The sequence below is a fragment of the Streptomyces sp. Q2 genome, from assembly GCF_056820935.1.
This window is the reverse complement of record NZ_JBXEJE010000010.1, coordinates 186566-205584: the sequence shown is the minus strand read 5'-3', so window position 1 is coordinate 205584 and position 19019 is coordinate 186566. Positions and strand designations below refer to the sequence as shown.

The 19019-nt window shown below is 72.3% G+C and carries 21 protein-coding genes; 8 read left to right on the top strand and 13 right to left on the bottom strand.

Annotation, left to right across the window (positions count from 1 at the left end; all coding sequences use genetic code 11):
• Position 1 precedes the first annotated feature (1 nt).
• Positions 2-2251: an FUSC family protein gene (locus ACWBNA_RS13580; RefSeq protein ID WP_482704581.1), complete on the top strand. Its 2250-nt coding sequence runs from the start codon at positions 2-4 to the stop codon at positions 2249-2251.
• Positions 2252-2267: 16 nt separating this feature from the next.
• On the opposite strand, the gene ACWBNA_RS13575 is transcribed toward ACWBNA_RS13580, so the two are convergent.
• The 5 genes from ACWBNA_RS13575 to ACWBNA_RS13555 all read right to left on the bottom strand — a co-directional run bounded on the left by ACWBNA_RS13575 (position 2268) and on the right by ACWBNA_RS13555 (position 5568).
• On the bottom strand, positions 2268-2699 hold the full coding sequence (locus tag ACWBNA_RS13575) for a hypothetical protein (protein ID WP_482704580.1): 432 nt from the start codon (positions 2697-2699) through the stop codon (positions 2268-2270).
• A gap of 68 nt (positions 2700-2767) precedes the next feature.
• Positions 2768-3601 (bottom strand): DUF1206 domain-containing protein, encoded by an 834-nt coding sequence (locus ACWBNA_RS13570; RefSeq protein ID WP_482704579.1) that lies wholly within the window; start codon positions 3599-3601, stop codon positions 2768-2770.
• A 234-nt stretch (positions 3602-3835) separates the two neighbouring features.
• The gene (locus ACWBNA_RS13565) at positions 3836-4063 is read right to left on the bottom strand and encodes a DUF5133 domain-containing protein (RefSeq protein ID WP_482704578.1); all 228 of its coding nucleotides are present in this window, start codon (positions 4061-4063) and stop codon (positions 3836-3838) included.
• 20 nt (positions 4064-4083) lie between these two features.
• On the bottom strand, positions 4084-4941 hold the full coding sequence (locus ACWBNA_RS13560; protein WP_482704577.1) for a SigB/SigF/SigG family RNA polymerase sigma factor: 858 nt from the start codon (positions 4939-4941) through the stop codon (positions 4084-4086).
• Positions 4942-5121: 180 nt separating this feature from the next.
• Positions 5122-5568 carry an ATP-binding protein gene (locus ACWBNA_RS13555; RefSeq protein ID WP_482704576.1) on the bottom strand — a complete coding sequence of 149 codons (447 nt, stop codon included), beginning with the start codon at positions 5566-5568 and terminating at the stop codon, positions 5122-5124.
• A 269-nt stretch (positions 5569-5837) separates the two neighbouring features.
• On the opposite strand from ACWBNA_RS13555, the gene ACWBNA_RS13550 reads away from it, so the two are divergent.
• From ACWBNA_RS13550 to ACWBNA_RS13540, 3 genes are all read left to right on the top strand, one after another.
• Complete coding sequence (locus ACWBNA_RS13550) at positions 5838-6065, top strand: hypothetical protein (RefSeq protein WP_482704575.1); 228 nt, start codon at positions 5838-5840, stop codon at positions 6063-6065.
• Positions 6066-6125: 60 nt separating this feature from the next.
• The gene (locus ACWBNA_RS13545; protein ID WP_482704574.1) at positions 6126-6524 is read left to right on the top strand and encodes a PLP-dependent aminotransferase family protein; all 399 of its coding nucleotides are present in this window, start codon (positions 6126-6128) and stop codon (positions 6522-6524) included.
• A gap of 453 nt (positions 6525-6977) precedes the next feature.
• Entirely contained in the window at positions 6978-7433 is a 456-nt protein-coding gene (locus ACWBNA_RS13540) for a cyclic nucleotide-binding domain-containing protein (RefSeq protein ID WP_482704573.1), read from the top strand.
• A gap of 4 nt (positions 7434-7437) precedes the next feature.
• Here ACWBNA_RS13540 and ACWBNA_RS13535 read toward each other — a convergent pair whose 3' ends face one another.
• Together ACWBNA_RS13535 and ACWBNA_RS13530 are read right to left on the bottom strand one after the other, a co-directional pair.
• Positions 7438-8745, bottom strand: a complete 1308-nt coding sequence (locus ACWBNA_RS13535; RefSeq protein ID WP_482704572.1) for an MFS transporter — start codon at positions 8743-8745, stop codon at positions 7438-7440.
• A 173-nt stretch (positions 8746-8918) separates the two neighbouring features.
• Positions 8919-9533, bottom strand: coding sequence for a LysE/ArgO family amino acid transporter (locus tag ACWBNA_RS13530; RefSeq protein ID WP_482704571.1), 615 nt, complete (start codon positions 9531-9533; stop codon positions 8919-8921).
• A gap of 69 nt (positions 9534-9602) precedes the next feature.
• On the opposite strand from ACWBNA_RS13530, the gene ACWBNA_RS13525 reads away from it, so the two are divergent.
• On the top strand, positions 9603-10502 hold the full coding sequence (locus tag ACWBNA_RS13525; protein ID WP_482704615.1) for a LysR family transcriptional regulator ArgP: 900 nt from the start codon (positions 9603-9605) through the stop codon (positions 10500-10502).
• A gap of 116 nt (positions 10503-10618) precedes the next feature.
• Here the strand turns inward: ACWBNA_RS13525 and ACWBNA_RS13520 are convergent, their stop codons facing one another.
• Positions 10619-11323 (bottom strand): TetR/AcrR family transcriptional regulator, encoded by a 705-nt coding sequence (locus ACWBNA_RS13520; RefSeq protein ID WP_482704570.1) that lies wholly within the window; start codon positions 11321-11323, stop codon positions 10619-10621.
• 120 nt (positions 11324-11443) lie between these two features.
• Here ACWBNA_RS13520 and ACWBNA_RS13515 point away from each other — a divergent pair, with 120 nt between their 5' ends.
• Both ACWBNA_RS13515 and ACWBNA_RS13510 read left to right on the top strand, forming a co-directional pair.
• Positions 11444-12664: a saccharopine dehydrogenase family protein gene (locus tag ACWBNA_RS13515; RefSeq protein ID WP_482704569.1), complete on the top strand. Its 1221-nt coding sequence runs from the start codon at positions 11444-11446 to the stop codon at positions 12662-12664.
• Positions 12665-12867: 203 nt separating this feature from the next.
• Entirely contained in the window at positions 12868-13119 is a 252-nt protein-coding gene (locus tag ACWBNA_RS13510; RefSeq protein ID WP_217242745.1) for a WhiB family transcriptional regulator, read from the top strand.
• 12 nt (positions 13120-13131) lie between these two features.
• Here ACWBNA_RS13510 and ACWBNA_RS13505 read toward each other — a convergent pair whose 3' ends face one another.
• The 5 genes from ACWBNA_RS13505 to ACWBNA_RS13485 form a co-directional block, all read right to left on the bottom strand.
• Entirely contained in the window at positions 13132-13581 is a 450-nt protein-coding gene (locus ACWBNA_RS13505) for a DUF6098 family protein (protein ID WP_482704568.1), read from the bottom strand.
• 73 nt (positions 13582-13654) lie between these two features.
• A complete protein-coding gene (locus ACWBNA_RS13500; protein WP_482704567.1) occupies positions 13655-15526 on the bottom strand; it encodes a sensor histidine kinase in 1872 nt (623 codons plus the stop codon).
• Positions 15523-16221: a response regulator gene (locus ACWBNA_RS13495; protein WP_482704566.1), complete on the bottom strand. Its 699-nt coding sequence runs from the start codon at positions 16219-16221 to the stop codon at positions 15523-15525. The genes ACWBNA_RS13500 and ACWBNA_RS13495 overlap by 4 nt, the downstream gene beginning before the upstream one ends.
• Before the next feature lie 38 nt (positions 16222-16259).
• Positions 16260-17006 carry a L,D-transpeptidase family protein gene (locus ACWBNA_RS13490; protein WP_482704565.1) on the bottom strand — a complete coding sequence of 249 codons (747 nt, stop codon included), beginning with the start codon at positions 17004-17006 and terminating at the stop codon, positions 16260-16262.
• Positions 17007-17082: 76 nt separating this feature from the next.
• A complete protein-coding gene (locus ACWBNA_RS13485) occupies positions 17083-18495 on the bottom strand; it encodes a M1 family metallopeptidase (protein WP_482704564.1) in 1413 nt (470 codons plus the stop codon).
• Between the two features lie 156 nt (positions 18496-18651).
• Here ACWBNA_RS13485 and ACWBNA_RS13480 point away from each other — a divergent pair, with 156 nt between their 5' ends.
• Complete coding sequence (locus ACWBNA_RS13480) at positions 18652-19017, top strand: DUF488 domain-containing protein (RefSeq protein ID WP_482704563.1); 366 nt, start codon at positions 18652-18654, stop codon at positions 19015-19017.
• Positions 19018-19019: the final 2 nt, after the last annotated feature.

Below are 19019 nucleotides of genomic sequence, written 5' to 3'. Positions count from 1 at the left end.
CGTGAAGGCGGCGGGACGTTCGGTGCGGGCACGACTGCGGGACGGCGTCGCCGCGTCCGATCCCGGCCTGCTGAGACTGACCGCCGGTCTGCGGACCATGGGCGCGATCGCCCTCACGCTGGCTTTGCTCAGTATCCTGGACGTCGACGTCACGCACCTGGTGGCGGGGGCCATGGCGGCGATGGTCGCGACCTTCGCCATCCGCGAGAAGCAGCGCGGGCCGCAGGCCGTGACGCTCGCGCTGGGGCTGCCGGTGGCGCTGGCGTCGGTGACGCTGGGCGCGCTCCTCAGCTCCCGCGTGGTGGCCGGCGACCTCTTCTTCGTCGCCCTCATCTTCAGCGCCGTCTACGGCCGCCGGTTCGGCGACCGCGGCACCGCGCTGGGGCTGATCGGCTTCCAGGTCTACTTCCTGTCCCTGTTCGTGGGCGCCACCGTCTCCGGCCTGCCCGAGTTGTACGGCGCCATCGTCGTCGCCTTCCTCAGCAGCGGGCTGGTGCGCTTCGTGCTCGTGCCCGAGACGCCGGCGCACCTGCTGGGGCGGCTGCGCGAGGCCTTCCGGGCCCGGCTGGCCCAACTGGTGTCCGCGCAGCTCGAACTGCTCGACGCCGGTCCGGACGAGGTGGAGAAGGCGCTGGAGGACGTGCGCAGCGGCACCGCCCGCCTGCACGAGACGGCGATGATGATCCAGGGCCGGCTGGAGGAGGGCACCTCCGACGAGGCGGCGGCCCGGCTCGTACAGCGCCGTATCGCGGACGCGGAGATCGCCGCCGAGCGGCTGGGCCTGTTGCTGCTGACCGCGCGGAGTGCGGAGCGGGCGACCACCCTGACCCTGCACCTGCCGGGCGCTCCCGTCCCGGCGGGAGGCCATCTGCCGGTGCGGGACGAGTCGACCGCCACCTTGCGCCGCGATCTCCAGGCGCTGCGGATGCTCGTGCTGCGGCCCGTCGCCGGGGGGTCCGGCACGTCGCTGTCCCATGTGCGCAACCGTCTCCTCGGCTACCGCGACGAGGAGAACCTGCCGCCCGCCCCGGCCGCCGTCCAGGACGTCTTCCGGGGCATCGGCGAGGCCGCCCGGGCGGTACTGGGCCTGCGGATCGCTTTGGAGGGCCCTCAGGACGACTCGGACGACACCGAGTCCACGGCCCGCTCGCGCGAGGAGCTGGACGCCGAGGACGCCGCCATCGACGCCGGCGAGGACGACAGCGACGAGGAGGAGCCCACCGGGCTGCGACGGCCGACCACCCGGGCCGCCGTACAGGTCTCCGTGGGGTCCGCGCTGGCCATCGTCGGCGGGGAGCTCCTGTCCAGCCAGCGCTGGTACTGGGCGGTGCTCGCCTGCTGGATCGTGTTCATCAACACCGCGTCCACGGGCGAGATCATGGTCAAGGGCTACCGGCGGCTGCTGGGCACCGTGTTCGGGGTCGTGGCCGGCATCGTGCTGGCCGGACTGGTCGGGCAGCACACATGGACGGCGTTCGCGCTGGTGCTGCTGTGCGTGTTCGCGATGTTCTACACCGCGCCCTTCTCGTACACGCTGATGTCCTTCTTCGTCACGGCGGCCCTGGGCGTGCTCTACACCCTCCTGCACACCTACAGTCCCTCGGTGCTGCTGCTGCGCGTGGCGGAGACGGCGCTGGGCGCGGCCTGCGGAATCGTCGCGGCGGCGTTCGTGCTGCCGGTGCGCACGGACCGCCGGACCAACGACCTGCTGGTCACCGTCCTGGACCGGCTGGCCGACGTCACGGAGGCGGCCGTGGACCAGCTCAGCGGCGGCCCGCCGGCCGACCTGCTGGACAAGGCACGCGACCTGGACCAGGCGCTGGCCGACCTGCGCGCCGCCACCCAGCCGCTCACCCACCCGGTCACGCCGCTGCGGGCCCGCCGGGACACCGCACGTTATGTCGTCGCGCTCCTGGAGACCTGCGCGTACCACGCGCGGTCGCTGGCGGCGACGGCGGAGCTCCTGCCCACCCATCCCTCGATAGCGGCGGACCCGAGGCTGCGCCGGGCGGGGCAGCGCATCGCGCACAACATCGGGGCGATCGCCGCGCACGTCGCCGACCCGCAGGCCGCCGTCGAGATCGAGATCACCGGCTCCAGCATCGCCTCGCTCCTGGAGCCGGACGTGCCGGGCACACCCCGGTACGGCCGGGTCACCGATCGCGTGCTGCGGCATCTGCAGCGCCTGGACGAGTCGGTGAGCGGCCTGGCCAGGCCGCTGAAGACGCCTGTCGCGGCGCCCCGGCGGTGACGGTGGGGGTGCCTGGTCAGATGTCCGTCGGCAGGTCGCTCACCTCGGCGATGCCCCGCAGTTCGTCGTTCATCTGCTGGCGTTCGCGGATGTAGTCGGCGATCTCGCCGAGGCGCACCGGGTCGGACGCGGTGACCGCGTCGGTGACCACGCGGACCGGGCCGGTGTCCTCGATGTTCAGTTCGATCACCTCGTTGTCCAGTCGGCCCGTGACCGCGGTGGCGATGACCAGCGCGGCCTCGTCGCGGACCTCCTGGGGGAGCCCTTCCGCGTGCGCCTCGTCAAGGGCGAAGTCGAGCGCGGGCAGGCGTTGTTCCTCTATCGCCCGCAGAACTGGTTCGACCACGCTGAGCAGGAGGCGGTAGTCCTCCGTGTCCATGCGGACACGCAGCAGGTCGAGGTAGACGTCCACGGGCCGGCCGTCGGGCGGAAGCTCGGGTTCGTTCATCCGGTCCGTGTTCCCCCTGTGACGGATCTCAGACCCTGTGGCGGGTACCGGAAACCGGTCGCCGTTTCTCAGACCCGGCGCCAGCGGGCCATCGCGAACGAGAACAGCCCGAACAGTACGAGCCCGGCCGCCACGCAGACCAGCAGCCACGGCCCGAGCGGGGTGTCGGCGAACGAGCGGAGGGTGTCGTCGAGGCCCTTCGCCTTGTCGGGTTCGTAGTCGACCGCGGCGCGCACGGCGAAGGCGCCCGCCGCGGCGAACACCGCTCCGCGCGCCGCGCCGCCGCCCATGCCCGTGATGTCGACCAGCTGTCGGGTCCGCCGGGTCATGGCGCCGAGCTTGAGCTTGTCGTGGTACTTGCGCAGCAACGCCCGCGCGGCGATCCACACGCCGGCGACGGCGATCCCTGCCCCGGCCGCGCCTACCAGCCACTGCCCGGCGGGGGCCTCCAGCAGCCGGGCGGTGACGTCCTTGGACTGCTTGTCGCTGGATCCGCTGCCGCCCGATCCGGCGGCGAAGGACAGCACGGAGTAGGCGACGAAGGTGTAGAAGACGCACCGCGCGGCCGACAGCAGTCGCTTCTTCGCCTTGTGGCCGTCCGGCCCGACCGCACCGAACAGGGCCTCGGACAGCCGCCACAGCGCCATGCCGACCAGGCCGATCCCCAGCGCCCACAGCAGCACCGCGCCGAACGGCTTGTCGGAGAGCTCCGCCAGGGCACCGCCCCGGTCGGCCTGCCGCTCGCCCTCACCGAAGGCGATCTGCAGCGCCAGAAGACCGACCAGCAGGTAGATCACCCCCCGCGCGGTCAGTCCCGCACGCGCGGCCCCGTCGCGCGCCGAGCCGTTCGCGACCCGGCGGGCGTCCGTCCGGGCGCTTCGCGCTGTGGCACTGGTACTCATGTCCGTCCTCCTGAAATCCGCATGCCCTGGTCGCGGGTGGGCACACCCGGGCGCATTACGTGGGGTTCCAACGGCGCGCGGTCGTGGATGCACGACCGCCGGACCCGCTCGGCCGCGTCTGCCGCGGCCGAGCGACCGCGGGTCGCGCATGGCGTCCCGCAGCCGCTCCCATCAGTTCGTCGCGCTCCGCACTCCGCACCGCCGTTCGGCGGTGCGGTCGTCATGCGGGCGCTGTCATTCGGTCAGTGGTGCGGACCGGGACTCCGGTACCGCCCGCAGGACACGGCGTGCCGCGTCCAGCGCGAGCCGCACGTCACGCGTGCCGGTCGACACGCACAGCGTGTAGGCGAGGTCGAGGGAGCGCGGGCTCGGTGCCGCCAGGCCGCGTGCGGTCTCCTCGGCCCGGAGGGACTCGTACTCCCGAACGAGTCGGCGCAGAAAGGCCGGATGGGGCCTGAGCATCCCTGTCACTCCTCGTTTCCTCAGACCGCCCGGCCGCCGGGGCCGCGCGGGTTCGTCCGCCGGCCCAGCGCCTCGTCGCGCACCCGGGCGCAGCTGCGGCTGATCAGCCGGGAGACGTGCATCTGGGAGATGCCGAGCTGGTCGGCGATGCGGCTTTGGGTCATGTCCTCGAAGAAGCGCATGTAGAGGATGGCCCGCTCCCGCTCGGGCAGTCGGCGCAGGCCCTCCTTGGCGGACTCGCGGTCGACGACGGTGTCGTACGAGGCGTCGGAGGAGCCCAGGGTGTCGGCGAGGCTGTAGCCGTCGTCGCCGGCGGAGAGCTCGGCGTCCAGCGACAGGGTGCTGAAGCTTTCCAGCGCCTCCATTCCGGCGGCGACCTCGTCCTCGGTCAGTCCGGTGTGGGCGGCGATGTCGGCGGCCGACGGTTCGGCGGAGCCGGGGTTCTGGGTCAGCTCGCGCCGGGCCACCCGCACCTTGTTGCGCAGTTCCTGCACCCGGCGGGGCACCCTCAGCGCCCACATCCGGTCCCGGAAGTGCCGCTTCACCTCGCCGGTGATGGTCGGCACGGCGTAGCTCTCGAAGGCGCCCCGTTCCGGCTCGAACCGGTCGATCGCCTTCACCAGGCCGAGGGCGGCCACCTGACGCAGGTCCTCGATGGACTCCCCGCGGTCGCGGAACCGTCCGGCGATCCGGTGGGCCATGGGCAGCCAGGCGTTGACGAGCTCGTCGCGGATGGCGTCGCGCTCGGGGCCGTCCTCCAGGGACGCCAGGCGGGTGAAGAGGGCGATGGTGTCGGGGGCGTCGTCGTGCCGGCGCCGGGTCGGAGCGGCTTCTCCAGTGGGCGTACCGGGACGGTTGGTCGACATGTCGATGAGCATGCGGAATCGCTCCTGAACGGTCGTCTCAGGTCATTACCGCGGAAGGAAAAGGCGCTGCCCGGATGACCTGGAAGGGCCCCGGAGCAGTCATACCGCTCCCGCTGGCGCGCCTCCGGTCCGAAGCACGAAATTGCGTCTGCCCTGCCCCCCTTGGTGCAAACTCCGGTTCCGAAAAAGTCTTCAGGACAGGGGCACCAAGGCGGTGATGCACTTCCCGCCCGAAGGCAGGTCGGTCACCCGGACGTCGCGGGACAGCCGGCAGACGATCGGCCAGCCGTGACCGCCGACGCGTCGGCGCCCGTGCGGGTCCACCGGCGCGTGGACCACCGGAAGTTCGTCGCTGCGGTCGCTCACCGACACGCGCACGCCGGGCCCCACGACGTCGACGTGGAAGTCCGTGATGCCGCCGCCGTGCAGTATCGCGTTGGTGGTGAGTTCCGAGGCGACGAGCAGGGCGTCGGACAGCGTGTCCGCGTCGCACGGTGTGTGGGTGGCGCGGCAGCGTTCGTTCACGGCCCGCTCGACCGCCCTGCGCGCTTCGGCCGGTTTGCACGGCCGCGGGTGCCCGCGCCCGCCCTCCACGGACGACGACTGGAGGGCGAATTCGGTCCTGTGCTGCTCGCACATCCCTGTAGCTCCCTGAATCGCTGAAGAACAAAGCCACGCCCGGTGCAGCCCGCGGCGCTCACGGAAGGGCGCGGACACTCTGCGGGCACTGTGCGGGCACGTCGCGGGACCGGCGGCCGACTGGTCCGGCCGCAGCGGATTCCGCGTCACGCTGCGTGAGATTCCGCAGGTCTCTCTCTTTCGGCTCACCTCTCCCCGGCATGCCAAACCTCTCGCGCCGGGCGGGAACTCGGGCCCATCCCCGCGCCGGGAGCGGGTACGCGGAAGACATGACCGATGTGGTGGACTCAGACGAACTGCTGCGACGTATCCAACGCGCCCGAGCCTGTGCGGCGGAGGAGGAACGGACCTGGCGCACCCGAAGCGACGACCTGCGCCGGGCGGACCAGGACGACAAGGGCGCCCATGACGCGGCCGTGCGGACCCTGGCGTACGAGACCGTGGTCAGGGTGCTGGACGAGATCCTGACGCCGGGCCGGCACGCGGCACAGGGGTGAGCGGCCCTCGGTGGTCGGCGGATTGACGGCCACCGAGTCCGGGAACCCGCGGCCCGGCCCATGGCAGCTGAACACACTCGCGCCCCTGTTCTGGAAGCCCTGGCCGACTACCACCGCAAGGAGCGGATGTCCTTCACGCCACCGGGTCACGAGCAGGCCCGGGGCGCCGATCCCGCGGTGCGTGAGGTGCTCGGTGACGCGGTGTTCCTCGGTGACGTGCTGGCGATGGGCGGCCTGGACGACCGGCTCACCCGGGGGCGGGTGCTGACCGGCTCACCCGGGGGCGGGTGCTGGAACGGGCCGAGGAGCTCATGGCCGACGCGGTGCACGCCCGACCGCACGTTCTTCACGACCTGCGGGAGCTCGCTGTCCGTCAAGGCGGCGATGCTGGCCGTGGCGGGCCCGCACGAGAAGCTGCTGATCGGGCGGGACGCCCACAAGTCGGTCGTGCGGGGCTGATCCTGTCCGGGATCGAGCCGGTCTGGGTCGATCCCCGGTGGGACTGCGCTACCTGGTCACCGGTCTGAAGGCGGGCATGAACCTTCCGGACGCCGCCGACCCCCGGCTGCGGATGATCAGGGTGGCGGCGCGGGACCCCGAGTGAAGAACGAGTGAAACAGGTCACCTGCCCCGAATGTGGTTGCGCACAGGCCCCATGGATGGTTTACGGTTCATTCATACGTGGTCGCGGAGTCGAACGTAACCGTCCTCCGTGTGCCACCCTAGAACGGCCCTGGCTGGTCTCCCCCGTCCAGCCAGGGCTTTTTTCTGCCCTCGGCACCCCATGGCACGCACGACCCGGCGGCTTCCCCGTTCGATTCTTCGGTCCGCCGAGGTGCCCGGGGCGGCGGCAGCCGCTGAAATGGGCGTAGGGAAAAACCGGAATCCATCGCCGGCGAGGAGCCCCGCGTCATGACCAAAGCGATCAAACTGCTCACCGCCCTTCCGTCACCCCAGCGCCAGCGCCTGATGTCGCTCGCCCGGGAGGTCGCCTTCCCCGAGGACGCCCGGATCTTCGAGGCGGGCGGCACGGCCGACCGCTTCTGGGTCATCCGCTCGGGCGCGGTCTCCCTCACCCAGCAGGTGACGGCGCAGCGACGGGTGACCGTCGCCGGCCTCGGCGCGGGCGACCTGCTCGGCTGGTCCTGGCTGTTCCCGCCGTACCGGTGGGACTTCGGCGCGGAGGCCTTCAGCCCGGTCCGCGCCTACGAGTTCGACGCGGCGGCGGTGCTCGGGCTGTGCGAGGAGGACGCACAGCTCGGCATGATCCTGGTGCGGTCCGTCGCCGAGATCCTCGCGCACCGGCTGGAGACCACCCGGGGCAAGCTCATGGAGCAGTACACGACGGGCCGACGGAGCGCCCTGTAGGACCTCAGACCCGGTAACGGCGCAGCGCCGGCACCGCGAAGGCCAGGCTCAGCATCACCACCATCACCAGGATCCCGCCACCCGCGACCGCCGTGGGGGCGCCGAAGGCCGAGCCCGCCGAGCCGTGCAGGACGTCGGCAAGGCGGGGGCCGCCCGCGACCACGACCGTGAAGACGCCCTGCATACGGCCGCGCATCTCGTCGGTCGCGGCGGACAGCAGGATCGCCCCGCGGAAGACCATGGAGACCATGTCGGCCACCCCGGCCAGGGCGAGGAACACCACGGCGAGCCACAGACTGTGGCTGAGGCCGAACCCGGTGATGGCGGCCCCCCAGGCGACGACCGCGCCGATGACCATCCAGCCGTGCCGGCGGGCGCGGGAGAACGTGCCGGAGAGCAGGCCGCCGATCACTGCGCCGATGGGGATCGCCGCGAAGAGCAGGCCGAGGGCGAGGCCCTCGCCGTAGGGGGCGTACGTCTCGGACGCGAGCTGCGGGAACAGGGCGCGGGGCATGCCGAAGACCATCGCCACGATGTCGGCGAGGAAGGACAGCAGCAGCACCTTGTGCAGGGAGATGTAGCGGAACCCGGCCGCGATCTCCCGCACCCCCGCCCGGCGCGGGCCCGTCCCGGTGCCGGCGAGGGGCGGCAGCGAGGGCAGCCGGTAGACCGCCCACACCGTGACGCACAGCGCGAGGGCGTCGATGAGGTACAGCTCGGGCAGGCCGATGACGGGGATGAGGACACCCGCGAGCAGCGGGCCGACCACCTGGCCGGTCTGCATGACGGTCGAGCCCAGGGCGTTCGCGGCGGCCAGCTCCTGCTCGGGGACCAACCGGGCGATGGACGCGTTGCGCGCCGGGGCGTTCAGGCCCCAGAACGCCTGCTGCACGGCGAGCAGGACCATCAGGACGGCCACCGAGTCCAGCCCGGTGACGGCCTGGAGCCAGAACAGGACGGACGTCACGGCTATGCCGCTGTTGGTGATCAGGAGCAGCTTGCGCCGGTCCATGCTGTCGGCGATCGCCCCGCCCCACAGCGCGAACACGATCAGGGGAAGGAGCCCGGCGAGGCTGGCGGCGCCGACCCAGGCCGACGATCCGGTGATGTCGTAGATCTGCTTGGGCACGGCGACGGCGGTGAGCTGGCTGCCGACGGCCGTGACGATCGTCGACGACCACAGGCGGCGGTAGGCCGGCCGGCGCAGGGGGCGGGTGTCCATGGCCCAGCGGCGCCAGCCACGCCCGGCGGTCTGCTTGCCCTCGTCCGCGGCCGCCGTCCGGGGTTCACTGCTGCTCTCGCTGGTGTCCACGGGCTTCCTGGTTGCTCGATACATCTTTCGGACCAGGGATCACTATCGCAGCACCGGCCGAGCGTTCGGGATCCGCATGCTCGGTTCCCGCCGTCAGGCCCGTCAGGCCCGTCCGGTCCGTCCCCCCGTCCCGCCCGTCAGGCCCGTCAGGTCTTGCCAGGCCCCCAAGGCTCCTAGGCTCCGGTGACGAGCATGAGGCCCATCACGATCATGGTCGCGGCGACCAGGCCGTCCAGGACCCGCCAGGCGGCCGGCCTGGCCAGGAAGCGGCCGAGCAGACGGGCACCGAAGCCGAGCGCGGTGAACCAGCACAGACTGGCGAGCACCGCGCCCAGCCCGAACGTCCAGCGCAGCGGGCCGCGGTCGGCGGCGACGGAGCCCAGCAGGAACACGGTGTCGAGGTAGACGTGCGGGTTGAGCCACGTCATCGCCAGGCAGGTCAGCACAGCCCGCCGGACCGACCCTTCCGCCTCGCCCTCGGTGTGCAGGGCGCCGCCCGGCCTGAACGCCCGGCGGGCGGCGAGGGCGCCGTAGCCGAGCAGGAACGCGCCGCCGATCCAGCCGACCGCGGTCAGCGCCCCCGGCCATGCCACCACCACGGCACCGACGCCGCCGACCCCCAGGGCGATGAGCAGGGCGTCGGACAGGGCGCAGATGCCGACGACGGCGAGGACGGCGTGGCGGCGGACGCCCTGGCGCAGGACGAAGGCGTTCTGGGCGCCGATGGCGACGATGAGGGAGAGGCCGGTGCCGAAGCCGGCGGCCGCGGCGGTCAGGGAGGCGGTCATGACGTCGACGCTAGAGACACGATCAGCGCGCGTACAGCTAAAGATTCTTACGTATCATTAGCTGTCGTGATGATGAGCGAACTCCCGCTGGATCAGGTCCGCACGCTGCTCGCCGTGGTCGACGAGGGCACGTTCGACGCGGCGGCCGCCGCCCTGCACGTGACACCGTCGGCGGTGAGTCAGCGGGTGAAGGCGCTGGAGCAGCGCACGGGGCGGGTGCTGCTGGTGCGCACCAAACCGGTGCGGCCGACGGAGTCCGGCGAGGTCGTGGTGCGGTTCGCCCGGCAGCTGGCCCGGCTGGAGCGGGACGCGCGGGCCGCGCTCGGCATGCGCGGGGAGGGGGAGCCGACCCGGGTGTCGGTCGCGGTGAACGCGGACTCCCTGTCGACGTGGTTCCTGGGCGCGCTGACCCGTGTCCCGCAGGAGCCGCGGCTGTGCTTCGAGTTGCGCCGCGAGGACGAGACACGCACGGCGGAGCTGTTGCGGGAGGGCCGGGTGATGGCCGCGGTGACCTCGTCGCCCGACGCCGTGGCGGGCTGCTCCGTCAGGACCCTGGGTCGGATGCGGTACCTGGCGGCGGCGAGCCCGGAGTTCGCCGAGAGGCATCTCGGGGGACCGCTGGGGGAGGCCCTCGCCCATGCGCCCGTGATGACCTTCGACCGGACCGACGACCTCCAGGACGCGTTCGTCCGGCGGCTGCGCCGCGGCGGGGGCGGCGCGAGTGCGGTACGGCACTCCGTGCCCACCTCGGAGGGTTTCGCCGAGGCCGTCGCGGCCGGTCTGGGCTGGGGTCTGGTACCCGAAGTGCAGGCCGACAGGCTGCTGCGTGAGGGCCGCCTGGTGTCTCTGGCGCCGGACCGCCCGGTCGACGTACCGCTGTACTGGCAGCAGTGGAAACTGGACTCCCCGGCGCTGGCCGCCGTGGCCGAGGCGGTGGTGGCGGCCGCCGCCGAGGCGCTCCGCGGCTAGGGTCTTTCGTTTGGATCACGCCGTCAGACGCGGGGTGTGGCACGCCCATCTGCGTTCGCAGGGCGCCGGCGATTTCCTGTGACTTGATCCGAACGACAGGCCCTGGTGTCCCGGCGCTAGGCACCAGCCTTGAGCTGGGCCTCGGCACTGTCCAGGAGCATCTCCAGGGCCGTCGGATAGGCGCTGGTCACCATGCGGGTGGCCAGCAGAGGTGCCGCTTCGGCGATGCGGGGGTGCGTGGTGCGGGGCAGGCGGGCGTAGGTCGAGCGCCACACGTCCTCGTCGGCGTGGAGCGAGTCGCTCGGCAGGGCGAGCGAGGCGGCGTCGAGGGCGGCGAAGGCCAGGGTCTGGTCGATGAAGGCGTGGTAGATGCGCACGGTGTCCGGCAGCGGGAAACCGGCCCGGCGCAGGACGTCCAGGACGGCCTCGTCGGCGGCCAGTTCGTTGGCACGGCCGGTGACCCGGCTCGTGGTCAGCAGCGCGGCCTGCGGATGGGCGAGGTACTCGGCGTGGACGCGCAGTCCGACGGCGCGCAGGTCCGCCCGCCACTCCCCCGTCGGCCGCCAGTCGTCGAGTGCTTGGCCGATGAGCGCGTCGCCGATGGCGAGGGTCAGGTCGTCCATGCCGCGGAAGTACCGGTAGAGCGTGGACGGGTCGGCGTCCAGGGCGAGACCGAGGCGGCGGGCGGTCAGGCCCGCGCTGCCGTGCTCGCGCAGCATGCGCAGCGCGGTCGCCACGATCAGCCCCTCGGACAGCACGGTGCCGCTCCTGGTGGGGCGGCGCCGGCGCCGCTTCTCCTCGGAAACCACTGGTTTCGGCACGGTCGGCTCCTCCCGGTCCTTATGCCAACGCCATTGACCTTATGCGAACCGGCGGCGTTGGATCGCTCCCGGGCCCGCTCTTCGACCACCCGTCGACCCTCGACCGATGGAGTTCTTGTCATGCGCTTACTGCTCGTGGGAGCCGGTGGTGTGGGCACCGCCATCACCCGGATCGCGGCCCGTCGTCCGTTCTTCGACGCGATGGTCGTCGCCGACTACGACCCGGCCCGCGCCGAAGCGGCCGTAGCGGCCCTCGGCGACGACGGGAGCCGGTTCCTGGCCGAGCGCGTGGACGCCGGCGACGAGGAGGCCGTGGCGGCGCTGCTCGGCCGGCACGGCTGCGACGTCCTCCTGAACGCCACCGATCCGCGCTTCGTGATGCCGCTGTTCCGGGCGGCACGCACGGCCGGCGCCACCTACCTGGACATGGCGATGTCGCTGTCCCACCCGCACGCCGAGCGGCCGTATCAGGAATGCGGGGTGAAGCTCGGCGACGAGCAGTTCGCACAGGCGCAGGAGTGGGAGAAGGCGGGGGTGCTGGCGCTCGTGGGCATGGGGGTCGAACCGGGTCTGTCGGATGTCTTCGCCCGGTACGCGGCCGACGAGCTCTTCGACGAGATCGAGGAGATCGGCATCCGCGACGGCGCGAACCTGACGGTGGACGGCTACGATTTCGCGCCCTCCTTCAGCATCTGGACCACCATCGAGGAATGTCTCAACCCGCCGGTCGTCTATGAAGCCGACCGGGGGTGGTTCACCACGGAACCGTTCAGCGAGCCCGAGGTCTTCGACTTCCCCGAGGGCATCGGCCCGGTCGAGTGCGTGAACGTGGAGCACGAGGAGGTGCTGCTCGTGCCGCGCTGGGTCGGCGCGCGCCGCGTCACCTTCAAGTACGGGCTGGGCCGGGAGTTCATCGAGACGCTCAGGACGCTGCACCTGCTCGGCCTGGACCGCACCGACCCGGTGACCGTGCCGAGCGCCGCCGGTCCGGTCGCCGTCTCGCCGCGGGACGTCGTGGCCGCGTGTCTGCCGGACCCGGCGACGCTGGGTGAGCGGATGCACGGCAAGACCTGCGCGGGCACCTGGGTGCGGGGCGTCAGGGACGGGGCGCCGCGCGAGGTGTACCTGTACCACGTGGTCGACAACCAGTGGTCCATGGCGGAGTACGGCTGCCAGGCGGTGGTGTGGCAGACCGCCGTCAATCCGGTCGTCGCCCTGGAACTCCTCGCCACCGGCGCCTGGTCCGGCGCGGGCGTCCTCGGCCCGGAGGCCTTCCCGGCCCGGCCGTTCCTGGATCTGCTGACCGCCTACGGCTCCCCGTGGGGCGTCCGCGAGCAGTGAGAGCGTCTCCCCGCCGCGTCCTCCCGGGGCGTCTCCCGCGGCGTCTCCCGCGGCGTCTCCCGGCCGTGTCTTCCACCGCGTCCCTTCCGTGCCGTCTTCGCGTCGCACAGGACTCGGTTGTTTCACCCACGCCTCGACAGGTGACCCGCAACCGAGTAAGGCATCCCCGAGGGCACACGACTTTCGATCGCAGGTGACATTTCATGGACAACTGGCGAGACCATGCCGCGTGCCGCCAGGAGGACCCGGATCTCTTCTTCCCGATCGGCAGCACCGGCCCGGCGCTGGTGCAGCAGGAGCAGGCGAAGGCCGTCTGCCGTCGCTGCCCGGTCAGGGAGCAGTGCCTGCAGTGGGCGCTGGACACCGGGCAGACTCTTGGCGTCTGGGGCGGCACGAGCGAGAACGAACGCCGTGCGCTGAGGCGGCGCGCGGGCTCCCGGAGGAACTCCGGGTGACGCGGGGCCGCGTCAGCGGCCGGGGCGACGCAGTGGACCCCAGGAAGTGTCCTGGCGGTCCACTGCGTCGCGCGCCTCGTCGATCGTCTGGAAGTCGAGCCGGCACATCGGCCGGACGTCCGCGACCAGCGGCTCGTTGTCGGGCCCTCGACCGGTCTCCCGGCCCCTGAGGACCCACGGGTACACCCCGGGGCCCTTCTCGTGGGGCAGATGGGAGTAGTCGTACAGGCGGCGGGCGACCCAGACCTCCACGGGCCGCCCGTCCCACCACTCCTCGACGTCGAGCGGGTTCGCCGACAGCCCCGACATGCGTACGCCCGTCAGGTCGTCCGCGCTGGAGGCGTCGGCGAGGTCCACCTCGGGGCCGCGGGACCAGCGGACGTAGAGGCCGTGGTGCCGCTCGACCAGGTCGGCGACTTCCGCGAGTGTCCTTACGACCGGCAGGTCGTCCACTGCGCTCATGTCCTGACCTCCCTCTTTGCCGTTCGCGACGAACGGGGTACCCCGTTCGTCGCGAACGGAATCGGACCGGCCGCTACGGCTCCTCGGCCACCGAGGCGGCCGGTTCCCCCGGCGGCCCGTCCTGCCCCGCCGCGCCAGGCAGCCGCAGTGTGAAGACGCTGCCGGCGCCGGGCTCACTCGTCGCGTCGGCCGTTCCGCCGTGCGCGGCGACGAGGTGCCTGACGATCGGCAGGCCGAGGCCGCTGCCGCCGGTGCGACGGCTGCGGGACTTCTCCGCGCGCCAGAACCTCTCGAAGAGGTGCGGCAGATCGTCCGCTGCTATGCCGCTGCCGGTGTCGGTGACCTCCAGCAGGACGAAGTCGCCGTCGCGACGCGCGCCCAGCGTGACGGTGCCGCCCGCGGGCGTGTGGCGCAGGGCGTTGGACACCAGGTTGCCCAGCGCCTGCCGCATCCGCAGCGGGTCGGCGTCCAGCCACGGCGTGCCGTCGAGGGCGGTGCGCAGACGGACGCCGGCGGCGTCGGCCGCGACGCGGTGGGCCGCTGCGACCTGGTCCAGCAGTTCGTCGCAGCGCACGGGCTCCGGGTGCAGGCGCAGGGTGCCGGCGTCGGCGTCGGCGAGGTCGCGCAGGTCGTCGATGACGCGCTGGAGGACGAGGGCCTCGTCGTGCAGGGAGGCAAGGAGGGCCGGGTCGGGGTCGACGAGGCCGTCGCGGGTGACCTCCAGCCAGCCGCGGATGTTGGTGAGGGGGCTGCGCAGTTCGTGGGCGATGTCGCTGACCATCGCCCTGCGCTGCGTTTCCAGGCGTTCCCGGCGCTCGGTCAGCTCGTTGAAGGCCGCGGCGAGGATGCCGGTCTCGTCGCGGGTGGTGACGGGGACGCGGACGTGCCGGTCCGGCGGCTGCTGGGCGGCCTCGGTCAGGGCCCGCAGCGGCCGGACGAGCCGGGTGGCGACCACGGCGGTCACGGCGACGGTGACGGCCAGCACGAGCCCGGCGGCGCCGATGATCTTGGCCTTGTTGTCGGGGGACATGTCGAAGCGCACGGCGGGGGTGTCACCGCCGCCGCCCAGGAACAGTTCGGCGGTGGGGGCGACGTACGGGTCGAGCTGGGTGCGGCGGGCGTCGTCGAGACAGGCCCGGGCCGTCCGCCAGGCCTTTCCGTCCCCCGCTTTCACGAACGCGGGTGCGGGGGTCGACGCCTGGAGCGACCCGCCGGGGGTGAGGTCAGACCCGAGCGCCAGCGGCATGCCGGGTTCCAGGCCGGCCCGGGTCAGACAGCCACGGGCCTGCTTCTCCAGTGCCCTGAGCGCTGTCTCCTCCGTGGGCATCGGCGTGTTGAGCCGGCCGTCGGCGCACGAGTCGGGCACGTACGCGCGGTCTGCGGCACCCTCCGAGGGTGTGAGGACCGGGCGGCCGCTCGGTGTGCGGGTGAGGGTGGTGTCGATGCCGTAGCGGGCGAAGCAGTCCTGCCGTTCCCGGGCCAGGGTGTCGAGCTTGGCGCGTTCCGTCGGCGTCAGACGGTAGGGGCCCACCACCCGCGGGTCCGTTCCGCCGAGTTGGGCCCCGCGTTCGCTGAAGGTGTCGGTGCGCAGCGGGTCGACGGTGGCGGCGGCGCTCACCGGGAGCAAGGTGCCGCGCGGCGCGGAGTCGGCGATCGGTGTGCGGTCGGTGGTGGTGAGGGCGATGCGTCGCCCGGTCTTCGCCGACAGCTCCCGTACGGTCTTCTCCACTCCCCTCCAGTCGGGATGGGTCGCGGCGTAGCCGCTGAGCCGGGCGAGGACGTCCATGTCGTCGGCGAGGACCTGGCCCTGTTCCTCCCGCAGCGCGCGGGTGGTGGTCTCCACGGCCAGCCAGGCGGTCGCCGCCACCGAGCACACGGCGATGAGACCGGAGGCGATCAGCAGCCGGACCAGCAGGCGCTTGCGCAGCGGGATCCGGCCGCTCATCCGCGACCGCCGCTGAGCTTGTAGCCGACCCCGAAGACGGTCAGCAGCCGCACCGGCCGGCGCGGGTCCGCCTCCGTCTTGCGGCGCAGGTTCATGATGTGGACGTCGACGGCCCGTTCGGTGGAGGAGCGGTCGGTGCCACGGGTGATCTCCAGCAACTGGCGCCGCGAGAAGACCCGTTCGGGCTCGGCGGCCATCGCGAGGAGGATCTCGAACTCGGCCGGCGTGCACTCCACGGGCATGCCCTCGCGGCGCACCTCGTGCCGTACCGGGTCCACCGTGATCCCCCCGGCGCTGACGACGGGAACGTCCCGCCGGTCGACGGCCGGGCGGCCACTGCGCCGCAGGACCGTGCGGATGCGGGCCATCAGCTCGCGCGGACTGTACGGCTTGGTCATGTAGTCGTCCGCGCCCAGTTCCAGGCCCAGCAGCAGGTCGTCCTCGGTGGCGCGGGCGGTGAGCATCAGGACGGGCACGTCGTCGTCCCGGCGCAGCACCCGGCACACGCCGAAGCCGTCGATCACCGGCAGCATCAGGTCCAGCACGACGAGGTCGGGCCGCAGCGCGCGGGCCGCGTCCAGGGCGGCCCGCCCGTCGTGGACCACCGTGGCGGTGTGACCCTCCGCCAGCAGGGAGCGCCGTATGAGTTCGGCCTGCATCTCGTCGTCCTCGGCGACCAGCACATGTGCGCACACGCGGCGGATCCTAAGCTGTTCGGGAGACCTCGGCGGGCTCAGCGGGTCAGGGACGTGGCGTCGCCCATGACGACGACGGGGTGGCGGTCCGGGTCGAGCGCGAGCAGAAGTTCCTTCATGTGCTTCCTGCTGATGCTGACACAGCCCTGCGTGGGGCCGTCGTGGTCGACGTGCAGCCAGATGCCGCCGCCGCGGCCCGCGCCGAGCGGCCGGGTCCAGTCCAATGGTGAAGTACCGGGCCTGCGGTTGTAGTTGACGGCGATCACGTAGTCGAAGGACCCGGCCAGCGGCTCCCCCTCGAACCCCGTTCCGGTCGCCGTGAACCCGCTGCCGTGGTCGTAGGGCAGCCGGGTGCCGGGGTCGCGGAGCCGGCCGCCGGCGTCGGTGAGGGTGTAGACCCCGATGGGCGAGCGCAGGTCGCCGGCCCGGTGGTGATCGGTCCAGCCTTTGAGCGCGTTGTGCGCGGGCCAACTCTCCCCGGCGGCCTCCCAGCCGGCCGCGGTGCGCTCGTACAGCACAACCGTGGACTTCGGGGAGTCCTTCCGACTGCCGGTCACCACGACGGCCTGCCGGGCGCTGGAGGGGACCTGCGCGAGGGTCTTCGGCCCCAGACCGGGCAGTTGTCGCGGAGCCTTCTGGACGGAGATCTCCGGGGAAGGCACGGGCACGCTGGTCACCGGGGCGGCCTCGGGCCGGTGGTCCGAGACCGCCGCCGCGCCGCCGCCGCATCCGGTGAGCAGCAGCGACGCGGCGAGCAACGCGGCGGAAGGCCGGTGTCCGATCATGGATCGATCTTGACCGACACTTGTGAGGAACTCGTCAGGTTCCAGGACCTGTTGTGTCGATCCGGCCCTCTCGGTGCTACGGCTTGGCCGGCTTGCCCTCCGTGTACAGCCAGGTCCGGAACAGATCGCCCAGGTCCTTCCCGGACTCCCGTTCCGCGAGGCGCACGAACTGCGGTGTCGTGCCGTGGCCGCCGCGGTGTTCCGCGGCCCAGGCGCGCAGGATCCGGAAGAACACCCGGTCCCCCACGGCCTTGCGCAGGACGTGCAGGGTCATGGCGCCGCGGGCGTAGACGGGGGTGCCGAAGATGTTCGCGCCGCTGCCGGGGTCGCCGGGCGGGAAGGCCCACAGACCGTCGCTCGCCGGGCGGTCGTAGAGCGCGTCGAAGGTCTGCTGGGCGGTCGTGCCGTCGTGCTGTTCGCTGTACAGCCATTCGGCGTAGGTCGCGAAGCCCTCGTTGAGCCAGATCTCCTTCCAGGAGGTGAGGGTGACGGAGTCTCCGAACCACTGGTGGGCGCTCTCGTGGACGAGGGTGCTCAGCCCGGGCGCCGCGTCGTAGACGGGACGCGTCTGGGTCTCCAGCGCGTAGCCGACGTTCGGCGCGCGGTCCACGATCGAGCCGGCGGCGCGGAAGGGGTAGGGGCCGAAGAGCTTGCTCTCCCACTCCAGTACGGAGGGCAGTTGCTTCAGGACGGGTGCCGCGGCCTCGGCCTCACGGGGGTCGACGGCGTCGTAGACCTGGATGCCGTCGCGGGTGGTGTACTGCCTCACCTCGAACTTCCCGACCGTCGCGGTGGCGAGGTAGGCCGCCATCGGCTCCCGCTGGCGCCAGCGGAACGTGCTCTGCCCGTGTGCGGTGCGCTCGCCGAGGAAGACGCCGTTGGCGACGGCGGTCCGCCCTTTGGGGACGGTGATCGTGAAGTCGTAGGACGCCTTGTCCGTGGGGTGGCTGTTCGCCGGGAACCAGGTCATGGCCCCCTGGGGTTCCCCGGCGACGAAGGCGCCGTCGTCGGTGGGGATCCAGCCGTCGAGCGAGCCGTCCGGGTCGGTGACCGGGCCGGGCTTGCCCTCGTAGGTGACGGCGATCCGGAACTTCTGCCCCTTGCGCAGGGCGTGGCGCGGGGTGACGACGAGTTCCTGGCCGTCACGCGTGTGCCCGGCCTTGGCGTGGTCGACTGTGAGGCCGGTGACCTTGAGTCCGTTGAGGTCGAGGTCGAAGCGGGTGAGCCGCTGGGTGGCGCGGGCGGTGAGGACGGCCTTGCCGGCGAGCCGGCCGTTGCCGGGGTCATAACGGAGGGTCAGGTCGTAGTGGCCTACGTCGTATCCGCCGTTGCCGGCGAGCGGGAAGTACGGGTCACCGACGCCGGAAGTGCCGATGGTCGCCGCCGACGCGGGTCCGGCGGCCGCGAGCAGGGCGGCGAGGGCGACGGGGACGGTGGCGAGCACGGCTTCGCGGCGGAGAACGGCGGTACGTCTGACGGGCTGCGGCACGAGCGCTCCTACATGTGGGGGGCCGACGGCCTCAGGCTAGGGCCGACGGCCTCGTGGATCGCCCTCGGTCGGGTCAAGGCGCGTTGCGTGGACCGGACACGGCGGATCACGGCGATACGCTCCCGGCACCTTGGCCCGCTCGAGAAAGGTCCGCCCGTGAGTGTGCGCGTGCGCCGCGTCTACGAACCGCCCGAGCCGGAGGACGGCGTGCGCGTCCTGGTCGACCGGTTGTGGCCGCGCGGCCTGTCGAAGGACGCGGCACGGGTCGACGAATGGCCCAAGGCCCTCACCCCGTCGACCGAGCTGCGCCGCTGGTACCACGCGGGCGAGGGGTCGTACGAGGAGTTCAGCCGGCGGTACGAGGCCGAGCTGGCCGCTCCGGAGGCGGTCGAACTGCTCGATCACGTCAGGGAGTTGGCCGCCACATCCACCACGACCCTGCTGACCGCCGCCAAGTCCCCCGACCACAGCCACGCCGCCGTGCTGGCCCGCCTCCTTCAGGGAGAGGGAGACGGGCCGTAGCG

What these genes read in the sequence shown, in the direction of transcription:
- ACWBNA_RS13505 (WP_482704568.1), bottom strand. Translation starts at nt 13,581, where the DNA reads ATGAGCGCAGTGGACGACCTGCCGGTCGTAAGGACACTCGCGGAAGTC.
- ACWBNA_RS13555 (WP_482704576.1), bottom strand. Translation starts at nt 5,568, where the DNA reads ATGTGCGAGCAGCACAGGACCGAATTCGCCCTCCAGTCGTCGTCCGTG.
- ACWBNA_RS13540 (WP_482704573.1), top strand. Translation starts at nt 6,978, where the DNA reads ATGACCAAAGCGATCAAACTGCTCACCGCCCTTCCGTCACCCCAGCGC.
- ACWBNA_RS13565 (WP_482704578.1), bottom strand. Translation starts at nt 4,063, where the DNA reads ATGCTCAGGCCCCATCCGGCCTTTCTGCGCCGACTCGTTCGGGAGTAC.
- ACWBNA_RS13550 (WP_482704575.1), top strand. Translation starts at nt 5,838, where the DNA reads ATGACCGATGTGGTGGACTCAGACGAACTGCTGCGACGTATCCAACGC.
- ACWBNA_RS13500 (WP_482704567.1), bottom strand. Translation starts at nt 15,526, where the DNA reads ATGAGCGGCCGGATCCCGCTGCGCAAGCGCCTGCTGGTCCGGCTGCTG.
- ACWBNA_RS13570 (WP_482704579.1), bottom strand. Translation starts at nt 3,601, where the DNA reads ATGAGTACCAGTGCCACAGCGCGAAGCGCCCGGACGGACGCCCGCCGG.
- ACWBNA_RS13545 (WP_482704574.1), top strand. Translation starts at nt 6,126, where the DNA reads ATGGCAGCTGAACACACTCGCGCCCCTGTTCTGGAAGCCCTGGCCGAC.
- ACWBNA_RS13530 (WP_482704571.1), bottom strand. Translation starts at nt 9,533, where the DNA reads ATGACCGCCTCCCTGACCGCCGCGGCCGCCGGCTTCGGCACCGGCCTC.
- ACWBNA_RS13575 (WP_482704580.1), bottom strand. Translation starts at nt 2,699, where the DNA reads ATGAACGAACCCGAGCTTCCGCCCGACGGCCGGCCCGTGGACGTCTAC.
- ACWBNA_RS13490 (WP_482704565.1), bottom strand. Translation starts at nt 17,006, where the DNA reads ATGATCGGACACCGGCCTTCCGCCGCGTTGCTCGCCGCGTCGCTGCTG.
- ACWBNA_RS13510 (WP_217242745.1), top strand. Translation starts at nt 12,868, where the DNA reads ATGGACAACTGGCGAGACCATGCCGCGTGCCGCCAGGAGGACCCGGAT.
- ACWBNA_RS13560 (WP_482704577.1), bottom strand. Translation starts at nt 4,941, where the DNA reads ATGCTCATCGACATGTCGACCAACCGTCCCGGTACGCCCACTGGAGAA.
- ACWBNA_RS13515 (WP_482704569.1), top strand. Translation starts at nt 11,444, where the DNA reads ATGCGCTTACTGCTCGTGGGAGCCGGTGGTGTGGGCACCGCCATCACC.
- ACWBNA_RS13525 (WP_482704615.1), top strand. Translation starts at nt 9,603, where the DNA reads ATGATGAGCGAACTCCCGCTGGATCAGGTCCGCACGCTGCTCGCCGTG.